Origin of the sequence: Pseudoalteromonas byunsanensis, from assembly GCF_001854475.1 — a bacterium.
In the GTDB taxonomy this organism is placed as follows: domain Bacteria; phylum Pseudomonadota; class Gammaproteobacteria; order Enterobacterales; family Alteromonadaceae; genus Pseudoalteromonas; species Pseudoalteromonas byunsanensis.
In genome coordinates, this window is the sequence record NZ_MNAN01000035.1 from 462,477 (window position 1) to 478,000 (window position 15,524).

At 43.5% G+C, this 15,524-nt stretch carries 18 protein-coding genes; 13 read left to right on the plus strand and 5 right to left on the minus strand.

Annotated features, from left to right (window positions below):
- Positions 1–3: 3 nt before the first annotated feature.
- Genes secB through BIW53_RS18330 form a run of 3 tightly spaced genes read right to left on the minus strand, consistent with a single transcriptional unit; the run spans position 4 to position 1,226 of the window.
- Positions 4–486, minus strand: coding sequence for a protein-export chaperone SecB (gene secB / locus BIW53_RS18320; RefSeq protein WP_070993451.1), 483 nt, complete (start codon positions 484–486; stop codon positions 4–6).
- Between the two features lie 38 nt (positions 487–524).
- On the minus strand, positions 525–782 hold the full coding sequence (grxC, locus tag BIW53_RS18325; protein ID WP_070993452.1) for a glutaredoxin 3: 258 nt from the start codon (positions 780–782) through the stop codon (positions 525–527).
- A gap of 12 nt (positions 783–794) precedes the next feature.
- A complete protein-coding gene (locus BIW53_RS18330; RefSeq protein WP_070993453.1) occupies positions 795–1,226 on the minus strand; it encodes a rhodanese-like domain-containing protein in 432 nt (143 codons plus the stop codon).
- Positions 1,227–1,526: 300 nt separating this feature from the next.
- On the opposite strand from BIW53_RS18330, the gene gpmM reads away from it, so the two are divergent.
- The 5 genes from gpmM (at position 1,527) to BIW53_RS18355 (ending at position 6,814) form a co-directional block, all read left to right on the plus strand.
- On the plus strand, positions 1,527–3,071 hold the full coding sequence (gpmM, locus tag BIW53_RS18335; RefSeq protein ID WP_070993454.1) for a 2,3-bisphosphoglycerate-independent phosphoglycerate mutase: 1,545 nt from the start codon (positions 1,527–1,529) through the stop codon (positions 3,069–3,071).
- 2 nt (positions 3,072–3,073) lie between these two features.
- Positions 3,074–4,207, plus strand: coding sequence for a murein hydrolase activator EnvC family protein (locus tag BIW53_RS18340; protein ID WP_139158881.1), 1,134 nt, complete (start codon positions 3,074–3,076; stop codon positions 4,205–4,207).
- A 38-nt stretch (positions 4,208–4,245) separates the two neighbouring features.
- Positions 4,246–5,472, plus strand: coding sequence for a S41 family peptidase (locus BIW53_RS18345; RefSeq protein WP_070993455.1), 1,227 nt, complete (start codon positions 4,246–4,248; stop codon positions 5,470–5,472).
- 72 nt (positions 5,473–5,544) lie between these two features.
- A complete protein-coding gene (locus tag BIW53_RS18350; RefSeq protein ID WP_070993456.1) occupies positions 5,545–6,321 on the plus strand; it encodes a divergent polysaccharide deacetylase family protein in 777 nt (258 codons plus the stop codon).
- A 73-nt stretch (positions 6,322–6,394) separates the two neighbouring features.
- The gene (locus BIW53_RS18355) at positions 6,395–6,814 is read left to right on the plus strand and encodes a CBS domain-containing protein (protein WP_070993457.1); all 420 of its coding nucleotides are present in this window, start codon (positions 6,395–6,397) and stop codon (positions 6,812–6,814) included.
- 48 nt (positions 6,815–6,862) lie between these two features.
- Here BIW53_RS18355 and pepB read toward each other — a convergent pair whose 3' ends face one another.
- A complete protein-coding gene (gene pepB, locus BIW53_RS18360) occupies positions 6,863–8,158 on the minus strand; it encodes an aminopeptidase PepB (RefSeq protein WP_070993458.1) in 1,296 nt (431 codons plus the stop codon).
- Positions 8,159–8,239: 81 nt separating this feature from the next.
- On the opposite strand from pepB, the gene sfsA reads away from it, so the two are divergent.
- The 8 genes from sfsA to BIW53_RS18400 all read left to right on the plus strand — a co-directional run bounded on the left by sfsA (position 8,240) and on the right by BIW53_RS18400 (position 14,394).
- A complete protein-coding gene (gene sfsA, locus BIW53_RS18365) occupies positions 8,240–8,947 on the plus strand; it encodes a DNA/RNA nuclease SfsA (protein WP_070993459.1) in 708 nt (235 codons plus the stop codon).
- A gap of 175 nt (positions 8,948–9,122) precedes the next feature.
- Positions 9,123–9,566, plus strand: coding sequence for an RNA polymerase-binding protein DksA (gene dksA, locus BIW53_RS18370; protein ID WP_070993460.1), 444 nt, complete (start codon positions 9,123–9,125; stop codon positions 9,564–9,566).
- Positions 9,567–9,578: 12 nt separating this feature from the next.
- Complete coding sequence (gene gluQRS, locus BIW53_RS18375; RefSeq protein ID WP_070993461.1) at positions 9,579–10,484, plus strand: tRNA glutamyl-Q(34) synthetase GluQRS; 906 nt, start codon at positions 9,579–9,581, stop codon at positions 10,482–10,484.
- Positions 10,485–10,640: 156 nt separating this feature from the next.
- A complete protein-coding gene (gene pcnB / locus BIW53_RS18380; protein ID WP_245699475.1) occupies positions 10,641–11,993 on the plus strand; it encodes a polynucleotide adenylyltransferase PcnB in 1,353 nt (450 codons plus the stop codon).
- Complete coding sequence (folK, locus tag BIW53_RS18385; RefSeq protein ID WP_070993462.1) at positions 11,993–12,475, plus strand: 2-amino-4-hydroxy-6-hydroxymethyldihydropteridine diphosphokinase; 483 nt, start codon at positions 11,993–11,995, stop codon at positions 12,473–12,475. Before pcnB ends, folK begins: the two co-directional genes overlap by 1 nt.
- A gap of 27 nt (positions 12,476–12,502) precedes the next feature.
- Positions 12,503–13,297 (plus strand): 3-methyl-2-oxobutanoate hydroxymethyltransferase, encoded by a 795-nt coding sequence (gene panB / locus BIW53_RS18390; protein ID WP_070993463.1) that lies wholly within the window; start codon positions 12,503–12,505, stop codon positions 13,295–13,297.
- Positions 13,297–14,145: a pantoate--beta-alanine ligase gene (panC, locus tag BIW53_RS18395; RefSeq protein WP_070993464.1), complete on the plus strand. Its 849-nt coding sequence runs from the start codon at positions 13,297–13,299 to the stop codon at positions 14,143–14,145. Before panB ends, panC begins: the two co-directional genes overlap by 1 nt.
- A gap of 15 nt (positions 14,146–14,160) precedes the next feature.
- A complete protein-coding gene (locus tag BIW53_RS18400) occupies positions 14,161–14,394 on the plus strand; it encodes a hypothetical protein (RefSeq protein ID WP_070993465.1) in 234 nt (77 codons plus the stop codon).
- A 152-nt stretch (positions 14,395–14,546) separates the two neighbouring features.
- On the opposite strand, the gene BIW53_RS18405 is transcribed toward BIW53_RS18400, so the two are convergent.
- Entirely contained in the window at positions 14,547–15,515 is a 969-nt protein-coding gene (locus BIW53_RS18405) for a PstS family phosphate ABC transporter substrate-binding protein (protein ID WP_070993466.1), read from the minus strand.
- Positions 15,516–15,524 lie beyond the last annotated feature (9 nt).

Consider the following 15,524-nt stretch of genomic DNA (forward strand, 5'->3'; position numbering starts at 1 on the left):
TGATTAAGCGTCAGCAGTTTGCTCTGTCTGCGCAGCTCTTTGTTGCATGTACTGAGCAAATAGCGCATCGAAGTTAACTGGTGCTAGGTTTAGTTGTGGGAACGTGCCACGGTTTACTAAGCTTGCAACAGTTTCGCGAGCATATGGGAAAAGAATGTTTGGACAGAATGCACCAAGCATATGTGCCATCTGTACTTCTTCTAAATCAGCGATAGAGAAAATGCCCGCTTGTTGAATTTCACATAAGAAAGCCGTTTCTTCACCGATCGTTGCTGTTACAGTCAATGCAAGTACAACTTCATAGATATTGTTGTCTAGCTTTTCTGAACGCGTATCCATATCTAGCTTAACTTCAGGTGTCCACTCTTTTTGGAAAATCGCAGGTGAGTTAGGCGTTTCAAACGAAACATCTTTTGTGTAAATGCGTTGAATATTGAATTGTGCGCCTTGTTGTTCTGCTGCTGCGTTTTGATTTTGATCTGTCATGAGTGTTCCTAGATTCTTTGATTTTATTAAATGTAATTTTAAATATTAAGTAAGGCGTTTAACTCACCTTTTTCTTCAATGGCCATCATATCGTCGCAGCCACCAATGTGATTATTATTGATAAAAATCTGCGGCACGGTATAACCACCGTTTGCTTTTTCTATCATTTCATCACGTAATTCAGGTTGCTTACCAATATCATATTCGCTATACGTTACACCTTTAGCATCAAGCAATGCCTTGGCACGATGGCAAAAAGGGCAATAGTCTTTTGTGTAGATCACAACTTCCATCATATGTGCTCCTAGTTATTTTCCATTTGTAGTAGGTAGGCCAGCACTTTGCCAAGCCCCCATACCACCATTGAGCACATAGACTTGCTCAAACCCTGCTTTATGCATAGTGTTTGCAATGCCAGAGGCAGTCATGCCCGTTGTACACACAAGTATAATGGGTTTGTTTTTGTGCTTTTCAAGGCCTGCAAAGTCACTTTGTTTCGCTTTTTCTGCACTTAACTGTGTCGCCCCTGCGATTCTGCCTGAGTTGAACTCTTTTACAGGACGGATATCAACGACTTGACCACCTTCTCTGTTTACCAGCAAAGTCAGTTGTTGGGGGTTGATCTGCCTAATTGCTGAAAATCTACTTTTAAACCAGCTGGCAACAATCATAACCACCAGAGCTAACCAGATAATGCTCAAAATAGCATTATTACCAATAAATTCGATGTATTGTTCCATGCACCTTCCAACTTAACAGTGTTGAATGCCCAGCCCCAATCCGGCTCAAGCACCCATATAATGAATAGCTTCGCAGTATACATTTTGCGATCCTTTCGGTATAGCCCTTTGTGGCGAACAGTTATAGCAATGCTGCAAACGCTTTACTTTGAAAACAGTCACAAAGTTGAGGATAAATCATAGCGACAGGGCTGAATATTTACACAAAACAAGGTATGCTATTGGCGATAATTTTGTCGTGCTTAAGTGTCAATTCATCTCTGAGACACAAATAACGAGATAAGTTCTAAAGGAGCCCAAATGACAGCACAAAAAAAACCACTGGTTCTAATGATTTTAGACGGTTGGGGTTATAGAGAAGAAACCGAGAGCAACGCTATTCTAGCGGCCAACACCCCAGTGCTAGACAATTTATGGCAAACCAAACCTCACACGCTCATCTCGGGCTCTGGGTTAGATGTAGGGCTTCCCGACGGTCAGATGGGTAACTCAGAAGTCGGTCACGTTAACCTTGGAGCTGGCAGAGTTGTTTATCAAGATTTCACCCGTATTACCAAAGCAATTGACGATGGTGAGTTTGAACACAACCCTGTGTTGTTAGAAAGCATCGACAAAGCCGTCGCAGCGGGAAAGGCGGTTCATTTAATGGGATTGTTAAGCCCAGGTGGTGTACACAGTCATGAAGATCATATTATCGCAGGTATCAAACTAGCAGCACAGCGCGGTGCTAAGGCTGTCTATTTCCACGCATTCTTAGATGGCCGAGACACACCGCCACGAAGCGCTCTAGCATCAATTGAACGAATTGAAGCACTGTTTTCACAACTTAACTGCGGTCGCTTAGCCTCTATTGTTGGCCGTTATTATGCAATGGACAGAGACAACCGCTGGGAGCGAATCGAAGCGGCATATAATTTGATGGTTTGCGCAGAAGGCGATTTTACATTCGCTGATGGTGTTAGCGCACTTAATGCGGCCTATGCTCGCGATGAAAATGATGAGTTTGTTAAGGCGAGCGTGATCCAACCCAATGATGCGGCACCTGCCACCATCAACGATAGCGATACTCTGATTTTCATGAATTTTAGGGCAGATAGAGCCCGCCAAATGACACGAGCGTTCGTAGATTGCGAGTTTAGTGGTTTTGACAAAAAATCAGCCCCGGCTTTAAGCGCTTTCGTGATGATGACGGAATATGCTGCTGATATTAAAGCTCCTGTCGCTTTTGCTCCTGAGTCTCTTAACAATGTACTAGGTGAATGGCTAGCTAAACATAATAAAACGCAATTACGTATCTCTGAGACAGAAAAATACGCACACGTTACATTCTTCTTTAGTGGTGGCAGAGAAGCAGAATTTGAAGGTGAAAAACGAGAGCTCATCCCTTCCCCACAGGTAGCAACATATGACCTACAACCTGAAATGAACTCGGAATTACTGACCGATAAATTGGTTGAAGCCATTCGTAGCGGCGAGTTTGATGTGATCGTTTGTAATTATCCAAATGGCGATATGGTAGGTCATTCAGGCGTGTTTAGCGCCGCAGTGCAAGCCTGTGAAGCAGTCGATAAATGTATTGGCCGTGTACTCAGCGCTCTAGAGGAAGTAGGTGGCGAAGCTTTGATCACCGCAGACCACGGAAATGCCGAGCAAATGACAAATGCTACAACAGGTCAGGCACATACAGCCCATACCTCTGAACCCGTACCGTTTATCTATGTAGGCAGAGATGCTCAACCACATAACGGCAAAACTCTCAGCGATGTAGCACCAACCATGTTACACCTACTAGGCATGGAGCAACCAAGCGAAATGACTGGTACACCAATAATGACCTTGAAATAATCATGCGCATTATGCCCTGCAAGTTATTATTGCTTGGCCTTGCATTGGTGGTAACAACCGTTACCGCCAATGAATCCAGGACCAAACAAGACTTAACTGAAGTACAACAAGAGCTCAAAAAGAGCCAAAAAGATTATCAGCAACAGCGAAATAAAATTGCATCGCTGCGTGCAAAACTCAAGTCGCAAGAGCTAGATATTGCCAAAAATGCCAAAGCACTGTCTTTGACTCAACGTGGAATCGCCGAAAACCAGCAACAGCAATATACTTTACAAAGTGAAGCTAAAAGCTTAGAAAAGAAAAAAACTCACTTGCAAAAACTATTGGCTGCACAGCTAAAAAGCGCTTACATGACTGGCAACCACGATTATTCAAAAATGCTTTTGAATCAAGAGCAAAGTTCAACATTAGAGCGTACCATCAGTTACTACGACTACTTTAATAAAGCTCGTATCAATCAACTTCAAGAATTAAAACTTATCGTGGCAGAGCTAGCCAAGAACCAGCAACAGCTTGCTAGAAAGCAAAATCAACTCAAAGAGTTATATGAACAGCAAGAAGCACGTCAGGCCGCATTAGTTACGGGCCAAAAAGAACGTCAGTCACACCTGAGTGAATTGAACAACGCCCTTGAACAAACTGCACAAGCAATAGATTACTTAAAGGAAAATGAGCAAACTCTAATAGCCACACTTGAGGAATTGGCCAAAGTGCAAGAACCAAGTGAAATTGTTTTAGATGGGTTAGCAACCAGTAAAGGAGACTTACTTTGGCCTAGTAAAGGGCGTCTTAGACACCGCTTTGGACAAAGAAAACATGCAGGTATGAGCTGGAAAGGCGTATTGATCCAAGCTGCAGCTGGTACACCTGTCAACAGTATCAAGCAAGGCCAAGTCGTTTATGCAGATTGGTTGAATGGCTTTGGCTGGGTAATGGTCGTAGACCATGGTGAAGGCTTTATGAGCCTCTATGGACATACGCAAACTTTATTAAAAGATGTGGGAGATTTAGTCAATGCTGGCGAAACGATCGCGCTAGTTGGGCAAAGCGGCGGACAATCTCGTTCTGGTCTATACTTTGAGATACGGCATAAGGGAAGCGCTGTCGATCCGGTAAAATGGTGTAAAGCAAGTTAATTGATTAACCCGTGCTGCACCAAAAATTGGAGCAGCACATGAACCGATTTCTTAATCTTAAATATACCATAGTGCGCAATCGCTTTGCGTGGTTCATCGTACTGCTTTGGATTGTCGTAAGCTTATGCTTTATTACTCCAAGTACCTTTGCCAAACAGCAATTTACACATGAGCAGGTTAACGAAATTCTATTTCACATTCACGCCTACTATGTTGATGATTTACCCCTTAGCCATATTGATAAAAGTAACTTAGAGCAGTTATTCACTCAACTGGACCCGTATTCAAAGTACCTCTCCGAAACTGAACTCGAAGCAATATTTAGCGCAGCGAATGGCCGATACACAGGCATAGGTATCGAAGTTGAAGAAATCGAGAACCGTATCGTTATCGTCAATACTCTACCTGGCTCTCCTGCTGAGCTAGCTGGCATAGAAGGTGGGGATAAGTTAGTGGCAATTAACGCCGAAGACGTCACAGATAAAGACATTGCACATGTATCAAAGTTGCTTCAAGAGGCTGAATTTTCAACAATAAAGATTACCGTAGAGCGTGCAGCTCATCAACTAACGTTGGCGCTTCGTCGACAGGAAATCAACTTGGAGAGCGTAACAAGTTTAATGCTCTCAAACGGTAACGGTTACTTGTCACTCAATGGTTTTAACAATAATAGCTTTCACGATGTGGCCAGACACCTCAGCAAATTAGCCTCCGAAAATGGTGAACCTTTAGCAGGGCTAATCATCGACTTACGTGATAACCCAGGAGGAACACTGACCAGCGCAGTGGCAATTTCAGATTTATTTTTGAATACAGGTACTATAGTGTTCACCAAAGGACGATTTTATGATGCTAATCAACACTTTAAGGCTCGAAATGGTGACGTGCTAAATGGCGCACCTGTTGTTGTCATGATCAATGAAAACTCTGCTTCAGCGGCAGAAATATTAGCGGGCGCTCTACAAGACAATCATCGAGCGCTTGTTATTGGTACTCCTTCATATGGTAAGGGCTCGGTTCAGTCGTTGATCCCTATCGGCAACGGTACCACGGCTCTTAAGCTAACAACTGCGCGTTATTACACGCCTTCGGGGCGTTCTATTGAAGGTGTAGGTATTTCGCCTGACATTACGTTAACGAAGCAAATGCTTTCACATTTAAGTAAAAGCGTTATAATGACTGGTGAACAAACAACCAAAAACAAACAGCTCGCAAGGCTTGATTCACATTTGCTAAAAGCAAAGCAGTTACTTAAAAAACAATAAATTACAAAGAATCTACGTTTCACCGAAGCGAAGATACTAATTGGACAATAAAAAATAATAAGAAGCTCAACTGTGCATAAAATTTTTTGGGGAATTTTGGCGCTTTGGCTAATAGCCTTTCCAAGCGCAGCAAAACAAATTGCCATCGTTATTGATGACGTTGGCAATCATAAAAGAGACTTACAACTGCTCGAATTACCCGGCCAGTTGTCCTTCTCAATTTTACCGCACACCCCTTACTCCCAGCAATTTGCATTTATGGCCAGCAGAGCCAACAAAGAGCTATTGCTCCACATACCCATGCAGTCACTTCAGGAGAAAGCTCTTGGTCCAGGAGCGCTCACATTAGATATGAATAAGTGGCAACTGCAAAGTACGCTTGGTCATGCTCTGGCCACTCTGCCCCAAGTTAAGGGTGTCAATAATCATATGGGATCGGCACTGACTCAGTACGTCCAACCTATGAAATGGACCATGGAGGTGTTGAAAAAACGCGGCCTTTTCTTCCTCGACAGTCGTACTACTGAGCACACACAAGCGCAAACCGTCGCCAACTTATATGGCGTAGAAAATATCGGCCGCCATATTTTCCTTGATAACGAGCCAACTTTTGCAGCATTGACTCAACAATTAGAAGCGCTAAAAGCCAGAGCTGATTCTGAGCAATTCGCGATAGCTATAGCACACCCTTACCCGCAAACTGTCGCATTTCTAAAAACCGCTTTACTAGAGCTTGTAGCCCAAGGTTATGAACTGGTGCCTATTTCTCAGTTAGTTGAATCAAAATACATTCAGTTAGCTGAGCGACAGCAGCACCAAGCTGATTTTTTAATTCCTACCAGCGATTAGTTTGATCTCGATACATGCATCACGGCCAAATGTGCGTTATAACTTAATCATGTTCTGCTAAAAGGAAAAGATGATGTTACAAACCGTTGCTGATCTCATGACCGTGGACCCCTTTGCTGTTGACCGCAAATCGTCATTGAAGGATGCGCACGATCTGATGCGAGAAAAGAATATTCGTCATATCCCAGTAATTGATGAACAGGGCATTTTACAAGGTATGCTGACACAAAAAATTATGATCGCCAAAGTTATGGGGATCATGGCAACTTATGGGCCTAATGCATTAGAAAGAAAAGAAAAGTATACAGTCATTGAAGATATTATGGCGACCGACTTTGCCAGCATTCAACCCTCTCAGAGTCTTGCTGAGGTTGCTGAGTTTTTTGTAAGTAATCGGCATGGTTGTATGCCCGTGGTGGATGAGCAAAACAAACTACTTGGTATTTTAACGTCCTCTGATTTTGTCCGCTTAGCTGCTGCACTGCTTTCTTGATAAGTAAAGAAATGCAGCGTCAAACTGGCTGCATTTCTTCATTTTTGATTAGGCCTTTTCTGCCAAAGTGCGTGCCACCGTGCGCATACCTAATGTGGTTGCCCCAGCAGCCCATTGGCTCCCCGCGTTGTTTTGGAATGCCGCAGCCAGGTCAATGTGTACCCAACCTTTGCCATCATTTGGCACAAAACGAGACAAGAAACCAGCCGCATTTGATGCGCCACCATAGCCACCACCTTTTTGCGCTCGGCTATTAGCCGTATCTGCATAAGCTGAAGGGCAGTTGTTCTGGTGCCATTTTTCCAACGGTAAGGGCCATGCAGCTTCAAACTCTTCACTAGCAAATTGCTGTACATCCATAACCAGTTCTTTGTCTAAGCCAAATAGTGCATTGTACTCTTGCCCTACTGCTACTAATGCCGCGCCTGTCAAAGTTGCCGCATCAATAATTAACTCAGCCTCAGTCTCACCCGCAGCCATTAGACCATCAGCCAATACCAAACGACCTTCAGCATCAGTATTGACAATCTCTACGGTGGTGCCGTTCTTGTAAGTTAGAATATCCCCTAACTTATAGGCATGGCCGGAGATCAGATTTTCTGCACAACATAGAAATAACTTAATGCGTTTATTAATACCGCGTTGAATAGCCAGCGCCAAACCAGCTGTTACGGTCGCAGCTCCCCCCATATCACACTTCATGCCGAGCATCCCTTCGCTTGGCTTAATAGAGTAACCACCCGAATCAAATGTAATACCTTTACCAACCAAAGCGGCACTGACTGGTGCATTCTCATCACCGGTCGGATTATAATCCAGTTCCAGCAGTACAGGAGGGCGCTCACTACCACGGCCAACTTCATGAATACCAATCCACTGCTGCTCTAATAGTGCTTTGCCTTTGATAATCTGGTAGCTAACATGCTCAGGTGCTAACGATTGAATAAATTCAGCAGCCTTACCAGCCAAACTTTCTGGGTAGATATCCTCAGCGGTGCCATTGATCATCTGGCGCGCCCAAGTCGCCGAACTTTGTAACGCTGCAAGTTCATTCATATCTGACTGTGCATTTTCGACAAAAGTTACACCCGACAGTAGTTTTGGACTAACAAATCCTTGATAGAAAGCCCATTGTGACTCGGTGCACCATTGTTCACCTTGCAACTGAACTTGCGTAATCCCCTGTTGCGCTAGGGTTCTTGCTGCCTTTTGAATATTTTTTAGCGTTTCACTTTCATTCAAATGAATAGTCGCGCCCATTTGGTCAAAAGACAACGATGCGCCTGCTCCCCAGTGTGGAGCCGCACTTTGCTCACTTAAATGAACGATAAATTTGTCAGACATAATCCTATTTACTCTTGCACTTGTTAGTGCTCTAAAGTGTACACTAGCCAGTAACTAGACCCAACACAATGCGATCAATTGATGAAATTTATCAGTCCCCTAAATAAAGCCACCTTGCTAAAAAGATATAAACGGTTTCTTGTAGACCTGCACTGCGAAAACCTCGGTGAGTTCACGGTGCACTGTGCCAACACGGGAAGGATGACAGGATGCGCAGACCCTTATTTTAACGCTTACTACTCAACCAGTAATAACCATAAACGTAAATACCCACACTCGTTAGAATTGACCCAGAACAATCAAGGTGAGTTTATCTGTGTTAATACTAACCATGCTAATCAGGTTGCCTATGAAGGTATCGAACAAGGAGTTGTGAGTGAACTGACAGGCTACCAAAGCATACAAAGGGAAGTGAAGTATGGGCAAGAAAACAGTCGTATAGACCTGATGCTAGAGTCCCAAGATAACTCTCCCTGTTACGTTGAGGTAAAGTCTGTCACCTTGCTTGAGAGTTCACAAGGCTATTTCCCTGACGCTCAAACGCAACGCGGGCAAAAGCATATTCGTGAACTTATCACGTTAAAACAAGAAGGAATTCGAGCAGTATTATTATTTGTGGTTATGCATGAGGGCATCAATAATGTTGCACCAGCGGCACACATTGACGCTGAATATGCTAGGCTGCTAAAACGGGCCTGCGATGCAGGTGTAGAAGTTTTAGCCTACAAAGCGGCTATTTCTGAACATGAAATCTCCTTAAGTCATCAAGTACCGGTTAATATAAGTTGAATTTTTGAATTATGCCCTCATATCGCAGCTCATTAGAATTTCGCCTCTAAGACTGAGATGGCACCATGAATGTCATACTAAAAAATGAAAAAATATTTGCTTAGATGGGGAGATTCTGATATTTATAGCCGCCGGCGCTAGCTGGGGTAATGTATTAAGGATTTAGGAGAATGCTATGCCAGACCAAAAGAGACTGGGGTTATTGGCTCAAGCCGGTTTAGAACCTTATCAGGAAAAACCGGGCGAAGAATACATGAATGACGCACAACGTGCGCATTTTAAAGCAATATTAGAAGCATGGCGTAAAGACTTACGTAACGAAGTTGATCGTACTAAAACGCACATGCAAGATGAAGCGGCAAACTTTCCTGATCCTGTTGACCGTGCAGCACAAGAAGAAGAGTTTTCTTTAGAGCTACGTACGCGTGACCGTGAGCGCAAGCTGATCAAGAAAATTGAGAAAACACTGCAACTCATTGAAGACGATGACTTTGGTTTCTGTGAATCATGCGGTATCGAAATCGGTATTCGTCGTTTGGAAGCCCGTCCAACAGCCGATTTATGTGTTGATTGTAAAACACTGGCTGAAATTAAAGAAAAGCAAAACGGCCGAGGTTAATCTCAGCCAGTTATGCTCACCCCAGCATTGTCCAATCAAGGGAGCTATCGAGGTCGATTCGCTCCCTCGCCTTCAGGTCCTCTACACTTTGGCTCGCTAGTCGCAGCCCTTGGCAGCTTTCTCGCCGCAAAAAGTCAACAAGGCAAATGGCTTGTACGCATTGAAGATATAGATACTCCCAGAGTCGTTCAAGGCGCTGATAGTGATATTTTACATACACTCGAGGCTTACGGTTTGCATTGGGATGAAACAGTCGTTTATCAAAGCCAGCGACACTCTATATATCAAGATGTGCAAAATCACCTACAAAGCCAAGGTCTGGTCTATGCGTGTCAGTGCACGCGCAAAGAAATTAAACAACGTGGTGGCTTTTACGATAACCACTGTCGAGCACTTAATCTGCCTTTTGCTAACAATGCGCTGCGTTTACGACAAAACTTTCCTGTAGATTCCTTCACAGATCAGATCCAAGGACAAGTTCATATCCCAAGAAACATTGCTTGGGAAGACTACATTATTAAACGCAGAGATGGCTTGTACGCATACCAGCTTGTTGTGGTACTTGATGACATCGACCAGCACATCACTCACGTAGTTCGAGGCGCCGATTTATTAGAACCTACAGCACGTCAGTTAGGTCTCTTTAAGCAATTAAAGCACACAGCTCCACGATACGCTCATCTTCCTTTGGTTGTCACCGAACCAGGATTGAAGTTATCTAAACAAAACCATGCCCCAGCAATCGACAAGCAAAACCCAATCCCCGCAACACTTGCCGCTTTGCGTTTTTTAGGACTTCTCCCGCCAAAAGATTTAAACTCCGCGGACATTGAAGACATCCTAAAATGGGCTATCGCTTCATTTTCACTGCAGAAAATCTCAAAAGTAGCAGAAAAACCGCTTAGTGATGCATATTGAGGCAACAATATTTGGAGCCGTAACTTAATTTTTTGCTGTCACTGGTATATTATAGCGAACCTTGTAGGTTCGCCTGCGTTATAAACAATTTTCTGGCATATACACTGTTTTAGGAGACGGGTTATTATTTCTAAGCTATTTAAATTTTGCAGACAATTGGTTGGCCAAAATAATTCACAGGCAGAGCCGATAACCTGCACTGAGCCAAATTTGATCCCGCGCAGTGAGCACAGTATTTCGCGCAAACAATTTAGCCCAAATGCAATCAAAGTACTATATCGCCTAAAAGATGGCGGTTACGATGCCTATTTGGTAGGTGGTTGTATTCGAGATATTTTGTTAGGCATCGAACCAAAAGATTTTGATGTAGTGACGAACGCGACACCGGAGCAAGTCAAAAAGCTATTTCGTAATTGTCGCCTAATTGGTCGCCGATTTAGACTGGCGCATATCGTATTTGGCCGCGAAATTATCGAAGTGGCAACCATGCGTGGCCACCATCAAGGCCAAGACAGTAAAAATCCTATCAGCCAGTCTAGTGAGCATGGGCAATTACTCAGAGACAACGTATATGGCACGATTGAAGAGGATGCTGAGCGCCGAGATTTCTCTATCAATGCACTTTATTACTCGGTTAAAGATTTTACCATCCATGATTTTGCTAACGGTATGCAAGCCATCAAAGAGCGTAAAATTGAACTTATTGGCGATCCAGAAACTCGTTATCGCGAAGATCCTGTACGTATGCTACGCGCCGTGCGTTTTGCTACCAAATTGGATATGCATATTGCACCCGCAACCAAGGCCCCTATCAAGGAGCTTGCAGGACTGCTTAGCAATATTCCTGCAGCGCGATTATTTGAAGAAACCCTCAAGCTATTTTTAAACGGTAAAGCCGAGCAGAACTTTTATATGCTGCTCGAATTTGGCCTGTTTAAACAACTCTTTCCAGCGTTAGATGAGATCATCGAACAAAGCGAAACAGGCTTTGAAAAACGTTTTATTGCACAGATGTTTGCTAATACTGACTTGCGTATCAATGCCGATAAAAAAGTCACCCCAGCTTTTGTATATGCAGCCTTGCTTTGGTTTCCATTATTAAAGCGTAGTGAAAAACTACAGCAGCAAGAACAGCTCCCTGTATTTGATGCCTTTGCCCAAGCTATGAATCAGGTACTTGGCGAAAATGCTCAACACATCGCTGTACCCAAACGCTTTACACTCGGCGCTCGCGACATCTGGCACATCCAAATGCGTTTAGATAAGCGCAGTGGGCAACGTGCTTACCGCCTCAGTCAGCAACCTCGATTTAAAGCCGCTTACGACTTTTTACTGTTGCGAGTTGAAAGTGGAGAGCAGGAACAACAAGCGCTGGCTGATTGGTGGACCAATTATCTGCAGCAAGATATCAATGGCCAAAAAGAAATGGTTAGAACACTATCTTCTCAAGATACCGGAAAACCGAGGCGTCGCCATCGCAGAAAACCTAAAAAGAAGTCACCAGAATAATGGAAACAGTCTATATTGGCCTAGGTGCAAACCTTGACGACCCGATATCGCAGTTAAAAAATGCGCTCCACGCGCTTGAGACTTTGCCCAAAAGTCGCTTTGTGTGCAGCTCGCGCCTGTACGGTTCAAAACCTATGGGCCCTCAGGACCAACCAGATTATGTTAATGCTGTGGCCTGTTTACATACTGAGCTGACCGCTGAAGCACTGTTAGACTCGCTGCAAGCCATTGAGCAGGAACAAGGTCGAGTTCGCAAAGACGAACGCTGGGGCCCTCGCACTCTCGACTTAGATATCTTACTCTTTGGTAATGAGGTAATCCAAACCCCACGTTTAACCGTGCCACATTACGGACTATGTGACAGAGAGTTTGTAGTCTATCCATTGTTGGAAATAGCTCCCCAGTTAGTGCTACCCAATGGTATGAAATTATCAGATATCTCTACACAATTACCTTTAAACGACTTAACCCCAATAGAATAACAAACACATTCCATCAAGAGGACTGAAATGGCTAAAGTAACCGTGTCAACACTGGCAAAAATGAAACGAGAGCACAATAAAATCACCGCGCTAACCGCCTATGATGCGAGCTTTGCGAAGTTGTTCGATGATAATGGTGTTGATGTTGTGTTAGTCGGTGACTCATTAGGAATGGTACTACAAGGCGCTGATGATACGCTGGCTGTAAGCAATGCTGACATTGCATACCACACACGCTGTGTCAGAGCTGGTAGTAAAGAGCTGTTTGTTGTCGCTGACATGCCATTTATGACTTACGCCAACCCTACCCAAGCTTGCGAAAATGCAGCAGAGCTTATGAGAGCAGGTGCCAACATGGTAAAGCTTGAAGGTGGCGAATGGTTATTAGACAGCATTAAAGCCTTAACACAACAAGGGATCCCTGTTTGCGGGCACTTAGGTCTCACCCCACAGTCAGTACACGTTTTTGGAGGGTTTAAAATCCAAGGCCGTGGTGACGCGCAAGCAGAGCGAATGGTTGCAGACGCCAAAGCGCTTGAAAATGCTGGTGCACAATTACTGGTTGTTGAATGTATCCCCGCAGCCCTAGCTAAACGTATCTCACAGGCGCTAACGATTCCGGTAATCGGAATAGGAGCAGGTAAAGATACAGACGGACAAATTCTAGTGATGCATGATTTAGTGGGTATTTCAGCAGGTTATATTCCTAAGTTTTCAAAGAACTTTTTGGCCGAAACAGGCAATATGCCTGATGCAGTTAAAAAATACTGCCAAGACGTTAAGTCTGGCACTTTCCCAACTTCTGAACATGAGTTTAATTAATGCAATCCGTTTCTGAAATTAAATCATTACGCAGCCAAATAAAAGCGTGGCGTCAGCAAGGCTTGAGCATTGCATTTGTGCCAACTATGGGTAATTTGCACAACGGCCATTTTTCTTTGGTCGAAAAGGCGAAAAACCTAGCGGATAAAGTTGTAGTGAGCATATTTGTTAATCCAATGCAGTTTGGTGCCACTGAAGATTTAGACAGCTACCCTAGAACATTAGATGCAGATAAAAAGGGTTTGGCGGACATTGGAACCGATTTGGTATTCACACCCACTGTTGAAGCTATCTACCCAAACGGCTTAGAAGCACAAAGTTATGTAGATGTTCCTGGTGTCTCTATGGGTTATTGTGGTGGTGCTCGACCAGGGCACTTTAAAGGCGTTGCTACTGTTGTCACAAAACTATTCAATATGGTTCAACCTGATTTTGCCTGCTTCGGTGAAAAAGACTACCAACAACTACAAGTGATCAAAACCATGGTCAAAGACCTGTCTATTCCAATCGAAATAGTCGGTGTTCCTACACAACGCGAAGTGAGTGGATTGGCGATGAGCTCTCGTAACGGATATTTATCCGACAATGAAAAAGACACCGCAAAAGTTCTTTTTCAAGCTCTAAGTAATGCTGCTAAAACACTTGGATCCGGTAATAAAGATTTCGCAAATATTGAGCAACAAGCGAAAGAAAGCTTGCTGCAAAATGGTTTAACTCCTGATTACTTTGCTATCGCCAACGCTATAACTTTAAAACCTGCTACACTGGAAGATCAACAACTTGTCATACTGGCGGCAGCGTTTTTGGGTAAAGTAAGACTTATTGATAACCTGCAGGTCAGCCTTTAAAAATAGGGAAATGCCATGAAGGTACTCACTGCTATTGTAACGCTGATATTAATGAGCGGCTGTCAAACTAATACTTCTGCTGAGCTCAATGCCTGTGCTCAGCAAAACTTTCAATGTGAAGCTCAATGTGAACGTGCAGCACCCAAGGGCAGCCTATCAGCCCAAGTCTGTAGCGGTGAATGTACCGATGAGTTTAATCACTGTAAATCTCAAATAGAACAACTTACCAAACGAAGCAATATACTGTAGATTAAAACCCTGCAATGACCCATATTCGGTTTTTGTGAAGTTAATAACATCACTATCACCAAACCCGCAACAAAGATAAAAAAACGGCCCCTATTCAGGGGCCGTTCTATGTAAGCTCATCTGCAATCTAGCCAGATTGCTATGAATCTATTTTATAGTAGTCCTAGCTTTTTAAGTTCAGCATTTGCCATCTTGGCAGATAAAGGAACATAACCATCTTTTTCTACGATCTTCTGACCATCTTGCGATAACACCATTTTCAAAAACTCAGCTTCAATAGGTGCTAATGGTTTATTTGGATGCTTGTTAACGTATAAGTATAAAAAGCGAGAAAGTGGGTATTTACCTTGAGCAACATTCTCTAATGTAGCGTCAACAAAGTTAGTGCCTTTTTTCGCTAGTGGTACGGTACGTACACCAGAAGTTTTGTAACCAATACCTGAATAACCAATTGCATTCACAGATGACGAGATTGACTGTACAACAGACGCTGAACCGGGTTGTTCATTAACATTGTTACGGAAGTCGCCTTTACAAAGAGCTTTCTTTTTAAAGTATCCGTACGTACCTGATACTGAGTTACGACCATATAGCTGTACATCTTTCACAGCCCAGTCACCTGTTAAGCCTACGTCACTCCAACGACTTACTTCCTCTGTTGCACCGCATTTTCGTGTTGAAGAGAAAATAGCATCAACTTGGTCAATACGTAAGCCTTCAATCGGGTTATCTTTGTGTACGAATACAGCTAGTGCATCAATTGCTACGCGCACTTCTGTAGGCTTGTATCCATAACGCTTTTCAAACGCTTCGATTTCTTTAGATTTCATTTTACGGCTCATAGGGCCGAAGTTTGCAGTAGCTTCTGTTAACGCTGGTGGCGCTGTTGAAGAACCAGCTGCTTGAATTTGGATATTTACATTTGGGTAGATACGTTTGTACTCTTCAGCCCAGAACGTCATCATGTTAGCTAGCGTATCTGACCCCACAGAAGAGAAGTTACCTGAAATCCCGCTGGTTTTATCGTACTCTGGAAGGTTTTTATCCAACGCAGAAACTTGTGTTGAAACTAAGGTTGTTACAGCCACACCCATTGCGGCAACTAAACTTTTAAATTTCATTGGGGTTAC